Below are 6,199 nucleotides of genomic sequence, written 5' to 3'. Positions count from 1 at the left end.
CCACGGACACCCTTGCTCTTGGCTAACCTCTACTTCTGTCTTCGGGGTTCGGGACTTGCACCCTATAGTTCATACGCATGCCGGGCGCACATAAAAAGAGGGAGTCTCTGCAAATGAGACTCCCTCTTTCTCTATGCCTTTAATATAGAAAATAAACGTTCCTGCATCTTCTCCTCAAATGAAAACCTTTTCATACTCATGCCTACTAAACTTACTAATAACTCCTCAATATCTACAAGTGAATAGTAAAGGAACGTTCCTTCACGCATTGGACGAACCCGTTTATCTGCTGACAGCTCATCCCCAATAAAGTAGGCAACATTTACGTCACAATGCTCCATTAATTGTGTAATGCGTTGATCATCCCCTGGATTCATAAAGAACGGCACAATTTTATCAATATACAGAATACTCTGTACAAGCTTAATGAAGAAGTTTTCACGGAGTGAGGTTTCCACAACTAAAATAGTCGTTTGCTCATGCTGATAATCCATATACAAAACATTAAGTTGCTCTTCTAATAATTTCTTAAGAATATTAATAGAATTTCTATATTTCGTCATATCCGTTTGAATTTCTCTTGTTAATAAACGTAGAATTCGAAATGCTGGTAAAAAGATTTTTAAGACAATCTCTTTAGGATGTAAGTGATCAATCAATTTATTAAAATGGATTCTTAAGTTATTTTCATCACAGCGAATTAACTGCTCTACAAATAAGTTAAAAATCTCTTCAAAGCTATTTGCACGATAATCGATCATTTTCATAATTTTCACACTATAATTCAAAGGTAGATTCATAGATGTTTGTTCATCTAACAATTTAACTTTGGGTAATGTTGGGAATAAATCATAAACGAGCTCTACTTGTGCACTTCGATTATCAGACAATAGTACAACTGAGTTAACAGGATAAATTCCTAAGCACTCAACAAATTTATGCATAAACTTTTCGTTATATAAATGTCTATCGCGATATAATACAGCTAATGCATCCGTTGCAGCATACCCCGAATGATATACACGTTTCGATGTCATCGCTGAGTAAACATCAATTATTTGCAATAATTGAACACCCTCACTCATATCATCTGCACAAAGCTGATTCGGATAGCCTTTACCGGCAAAGCGCTCATGATGATCACGGGCAAGATAGGCAATATCCTCTTCTCCATGTTCAACGAGTAGTTCATATCCTTTTGTTGTGTGTGTTTTAACTATTTCAAATTCGTCTTCAGATAATTTTCGTTTAAGATTTAAGATTTCTTGCGGGATAAATACCTTTCCAATATCATGGAACAAATAGCCTCTTGCTAATGTTTCAATGTCCGTAAGGCCTAAGCTACGTGCGAAGATTGTACCTAGAACGAAAACATCAAATGAATGCACAAAGGAATACTCATCCCATTCCTTTAATCGCATGAGTAACTCATAGCGTTCTTTCTTTTCTAAAATCCTTTCAAAAATACCTCGAACATAAGCAGTATCCTGGATGCTTTTTAAAATTTGACCATATCGCAATTCATGCACAACATTCTCTAATGTAGTCATAAAAAGTTTACTTACTGTTTCTTTATACTCATCTATTTCGTCCTTTTTATCTATTAGCGATGCAAATATATCCTCATACTCCCTCGTACGAAGAGCACTTAAATCATGAACAATTCGGACTGAATCCGAAGGCAAATAAACCGATAATTCATCTACTTTTCTAAGTTTAAGTAATGCAATGATGCGATCAGTTAAAACTAAATCTTTTTTTGCTAATAAACGATACTCTGAAAAAATATCCTCAGCTAAAATATCATTTGCTTCAACTTCATCAATACTTAATGTCACTTTTCTTAGCATATTTTCTGCCACATACGCTTTTGTTCCAGCATTATGTGACTCCCTCCTTCTTCTCTAGGACTGAGTTGTACTAAAAAATATCTTTGCTGATAGAGGCAAGTTTTTCATTTTATATGCATGTCAGATCCGTATAAATCAGACTAGTTTTTCAATGGAAATCAAACGAATAAATTATATAAGAATAGTTTAAATAATTTTATCTATACTCATTACAATATCATAGGTTAAAATGCCTTTTCAACTAGTATATGGAATACGAATGATTAGTTAATACTATGATTATATTAAAAACTAAATGAAAAATAATACTTTTAAACTAATATCTATTTTTAATATCTGCTATTAAGTGTTTTATAAAAAGGTTAAAAGGCTTATGCAATTTATTCATAACATATATTCTTACAATTTTTAATTAAATTTCAACCAAAATCACATTTCTAAAAAAAACTAAATTTTTGTTTAATTGCGGATGATTACTTATATTGTCCTTTGATAAAATAAAACTTTTATCTGTATCGGGTTCTTCATCCCTACTATTTAGGAACACAAGCTTAAAACCTTTACATCCTATGAAAACACTTGTGCGACTAACATCCAATCAGATTTTAAGGGCAGTTAATATCATATAATTTTGCTTCACTTACATCTTGAAATGAGAGTCTTGTACCCGACGCTTCGCTTTCGGTACAGATCTGGATCTTTGTGCCTGCACAAAGATCTCCTTCCCGTTTAAGCGGGTTAATGCAATTTCAATTACCACCAATTGGCTACCGGTGGAAAACATTCCCCCTATTCCAATCTTCAGCAATTTGATATAAATAAAGTATTATAGTTAATCTTTTATGTTAAACAACAATAATTTAACAGTAAATACCACCAAGGTTATTCACTCATCTGGAAGCTTGAAATTATACTAGGAAGGTTTTTTTACTAGCAAGAGACCACGCTATAAAATATTTATCGACTATTTGGAGGAAATAAATTGAAGACTCACCGTTTCTATCAAATTGTGATGGCTTCTGCTTTAGCAACGAGCGCCATCGTAATTACACCCCAAGTAAATGCAGCTATCTTGCATATTACCGGTAAAAATGGTGAAACGACATATCTGTATATAGATATTCTAAAAATCGCCGGTAAATGGGCTAGTTTTTTCGAGTTTATGAATGACGATGAATTATAAAGAAGCGTAGTATACAATCATGAAAATGCCAGAAGATCACGAATTGTCTTCTGGCATTTCTTCATTGCTGGTATTTACTCTTAATTGCAATTCAGGCGTTCGCTCAAGCTGCTCAATAAATTTTTTGGTCTTAAAACGAATTCCTGTTTGCTCCTCATAAATCGTTGTAATAATTTTTTTGATAAAATATTTTGTTTCCTTTTTCAATTCTAATTTCCCAATTTGATCAATCGGTACAGTGTAGAACATTCGAATAAGTTTAAGTTGGGTTGGAGTTAATCGAATGATATAGGGGTCATGCTGATAACAACGATGACATAAAAAGCCGCCCTGCGCAAAGGAAAATGCAAATTCACCATCCACTGCACCACAAGCAGTACAGGCATGTAGTATAGGCTGAACACCTGTATAAGGGAGCATTTTCCACTCGACGAACAATGTAATGGCCTCCGGATCATAGCCTTCTTCAATTGCTTGCAATGCTTGTAAAAGTACATCAAATGCAAATGGCTCAGCTTTTCCTTCTTCTACTACACGCTCGACAAGTTCCATGATATAGCTTGCATATGCAGTTGCCATGATATCCTCACGAATATGACGCATCGAATTCAGATGTTCGCCTTGTTGCATTGTCCCCATACCCGTATGATGCTGTACCATAAACATGCCGTATGTGAATGGCTGCGTAACAGAAGCTAATCTGCTTGAAGGTTTCTTGGCACCTCGAGCCATAGTTGCAACCTTCCCCGCTTCTCTTGTCAGTAATGTCACAATTTTATTTGATTCTCCATATGCACGTACCTTTAGGACAATTCCTTCCCATTTATAAAGCACCTGTCTTCCTCCTTTCTACAAGTTTCACATGAAAATAGAGCTCTCCAAAAAATTTTTGGACAGCTCCCATTTCAAAACTATTTCGCAACTTTACAACAAGACCTTTTAATATTCATCTTCACGGAAACCGAAATCACGTAAATGTGTCGATTTATTGCGCCAATCCTTTTGCACTTTTACCCAAAGTTCTAAATACACCTTTGAACCAAGGAGCATTTCAATATCTTTACGTGCACGTGTTCCCACTTCTTTTAAAAGGGCTCCGCGTTTACCAATAACAATGCCTTTTTGAGAATCCCTTTCCACGATAATCGTTGCTGCTACATGAATTTTATCTTCATTTTCTTCATCACGACGGATCTTATCAATCACAACAGCAATGGAGTGAGGTATTTCTTCACGTGTTAAATGTAACACTTTTTCACGAATTAACTCTGAAATAATAAATCGCTCAGGATGATCCGTTACTTGGTCTGCCGGATAATATTGCGGCCCCTCTGGTAAATATTTCGTTAAAGTCGTCAATAAATTTTCTACGTTATTACCTTGTAATGCTGAAATCGGTACTATTTCTGCAAAATCATAACGATCTTTGTAACTTTCAATAATCCCTATTAATTCGTCGGGATGGATTTGATCGATTTTATTGATTACTAGGAAGACAGGTGTTGAATTACCCGCTAACATTTCAAGGATGAACTCGTCACCTTTTCCAAGTTTCTGCTCTGCATTGACCATGAACATTATAACATCCACTTCACGCAATGTATTTTTGGAAACCTTGAGCATGAAATCCCCTAGCTTATGTTTTGGTTTGTGGATTCCTGGTGTATCAATAAAAATCATCTGGCTATCATTTGTTGTTAGTACACCTTGTACTTTATTTCGTGTTGTTTGTGGCTTATCACTCATAATCGCTATTTTTTGACCAATGACACGGTTTAAAAATGTCGATTTCCCTACATTTGGTCGACCGATAATGGAGATAAAGCCTGACTTGTAGCCATTTTTAGTTTCCAGCATTCTCTAAATCCTCCGTTGTGAATGCAAACGGTAGTAGTTCTCCAACTGACGTTACCGTAACATCACCTTTTAAATTTGTTAAATAAACAGGCATAGATGGTTCACAGAATTCAATCATCACTTGACGACAAGCTCCGCATGGCGCACATGGTCCATCCGTATCAGCCACAATGGCAATCGCTTCGAAGTCATAAATACCTTCTGATACAGCTTTGAAAAATGCTGTACGCTCTGCACAATTGGTCATGCTATAGCCTGCATTTTCAATATTACAGCCATGAATAACCTTTCCATTTTTCGTTAAAATTGCTGCCCCAACTTTAAATTTAGAATAAGGAACATAAGCCTTTTCACGCGCTTTTTTAGATTCTTCTAGCAATGCATGCATATCAATTGTCATCAAAGTTCTCCTCTACATAATAAATCATATTTCTCCAGCACAATCACTGACACTTTATTACCGTTTAATGAAATTGTTGAAGCTAAAACCATTTCGGTATAAAGATGAGTAATCCGATTATAGCACTGAATATCGCAAATACAAGCACTGCACCCGCAGCAAGATCTTTAGCCTGTTTGGCGAGTGGGTGCAGTTTGGGTGAGGCTAAATCTACTACTCGTTCAATTGCAGTATTAACCATTTCAAGTGCAAACATTAGCGCTATTAATAGTAGCACAATATACCATTCCAGACGTGATAAACCCGTAAAATAGCCAGCAAATAAAACAATTCCTGCACTGAGCAAATGCGACTTAAAGTTTTGCTCTTTACAGGCTGTCATAATACCTTCAAAGGCATAACCAAAAGAGCGGATATATTTGCGAACATTCATTTAATCTCTTCCTAAGCCAAAAGACTGCAAAATCTCATCCTGCTTCCCAAACATAACCTTTTCATCTTCCGGTACCATATGATCGTAGCCAAGGAGATGTAAAAAACCATGGACTGCTAAAAAGCCTAATTCGCGTTCAAATGTATGACCATATTCCGAAGCTTGTTCTTTCGTACGATCCGTTGAAATAATAATATCTCCTAAAACACGTGGCATCCCTTCAAATGTTATTTCTATTTCGCCCTCACCTAGTTCTTCTAGAGCAAAAGAGATAACATCTGTAGGTTGATCCTTGTCACGATATTCTCTGTTTATTTCTCGTATTGCTTCGTTCGTGACAAAAGTCACTGACACTTCTGTTTCCGGCTCTATATTCTCTATTTTCGCAGCATGCTGTAAAAGCTTTTCGACAAGCTCCATATGCTCAGCAGCCACTTCATTTGTTTCATCTGTAAAATCAATTGTTAAAATCATAG

Annotated in this window: 7 protein-coding genes; 1 reads left to right on the top strand and 6 read right to left on the bottom strand. The window is 35.8% G+C overall.

Annotated features, from left to right (window positions below; genetic code table 11):
- Positions 1 to 131: 131 nt before the first annotated feature.
- Positions 132 to 1,862: an HD-GYP domain-containing protein gene (locus ACIQXF_RS12640; RefSeq protein ID WP_402783363.1), complete on the bottom strand. Its 1,731-nt coding sequence runs from the start codon at positions 1,860 to 1,862 to the stop codon at positions 132 to 134.
- Positions 1,863 to 2,832: 970 nt separating this feature from the next.
- Between ACIQXF_RS12640 and ACIQXF_RS12635 the strand changes: the two genes are divergently transcribed.
- On the top strand, positions 2,833 to 3,033 hold the full coding sequence (locus ACIQXF_RS12635) for a hypothetical protein (RefSeq protein ID WP_402783362.1): 201 nt from the start codon (positions 2,833 to 2,835) through the stop codon (positions 3,031 to 3,033).
- A gap of 36 nt (positions 3,034 to 3,069) precedes the next feature.
- Here the strand turns inward: ACIQXF_RS12635 and recO are convergent, their stop codons facing one another.
- From recO to ybeY, 5 genes are all read right to left on the bottom strand, one after another.
- Complete coding sequence (gene recO / locus ACIQXF_RS12630; RefSeq protein ID WP_402783360.1) at positions 3,070 to 3,867, bottom strand: DNA repair protein RecO; 798 nt, start codon at positions 3,865 to 3,867, stop codon at positions 3,070 to 3,072.
- A 105-nt stretch (positions 3,868 to 3,972) separates the two neighbouring features.
- The gene (gene era / locus ACIQXF_RS12625; RefSeq protein ID WP_402783358.1) at positions 3,973 to 4,890 is read right to left on the bottom strand and encodes a GTPase Era; all 918 of its coding nucleotides are present in this window, start codon (positions 4,888 to 4,890) and stop codon (positions 3,973 to 3,975) included.
- Positions 4,877 to 5,290 (bottom strand): cytidine deaminase, encoded by a 414-nt coding sequence (locus ACIQXF_RS12620; protein WP_402783356.1) that lies wholly within the window; start codon positions 5,288 to 5,290, stop codon positions 4,877 to 4,879. The genes era and ACIQXF_RS12620 overlap by 14 nt, the downstream gene beginning before the upstream one ends.
- An 82-nt stretch (positions 5,291 to 5,372) precedes the next feature.
- Entirely contained in the window at positions 5,373 to 5,723 is a 351-nt protein-coding gene (locus ACIQXF_RS12615) for a diacylglycerol kinase family protein (RefSeq protein WP_402783354.1), read from the bottom strand.
- Positions 5,724 to 6,197 carry an rRNA maturation RNase YbeY gene (ybeY, locus tag ACIQXF_RS12610; RefSeq protein ID WP_402783352.1) on the bottom strand — a complete coding sequence of 158 codons (474 nt, stop codon included), beginning with the start codon at positions 6,195 to 6,197 and terminating at the stop codon, positions 5,724 to 5,726.
- Positions 6,198 to 6,199: the final 2 nt, after the last annotated feature.

It is taken from the genome of Lysinibacillus sp. NPDC097231 (assembly GCF_044761885.1).
In the GTDB taxonomy this organism is placed as follows: Bacteria; Bacillota; Bacilli; order Bacillales_A; family Planococcaceae; genus Lysinibacillus.
The sequence above is the reverse complement of the archived record's forward strand: the minus strand, read 5'-3'. Positions and strand labels throughout refer to the sequence as shown.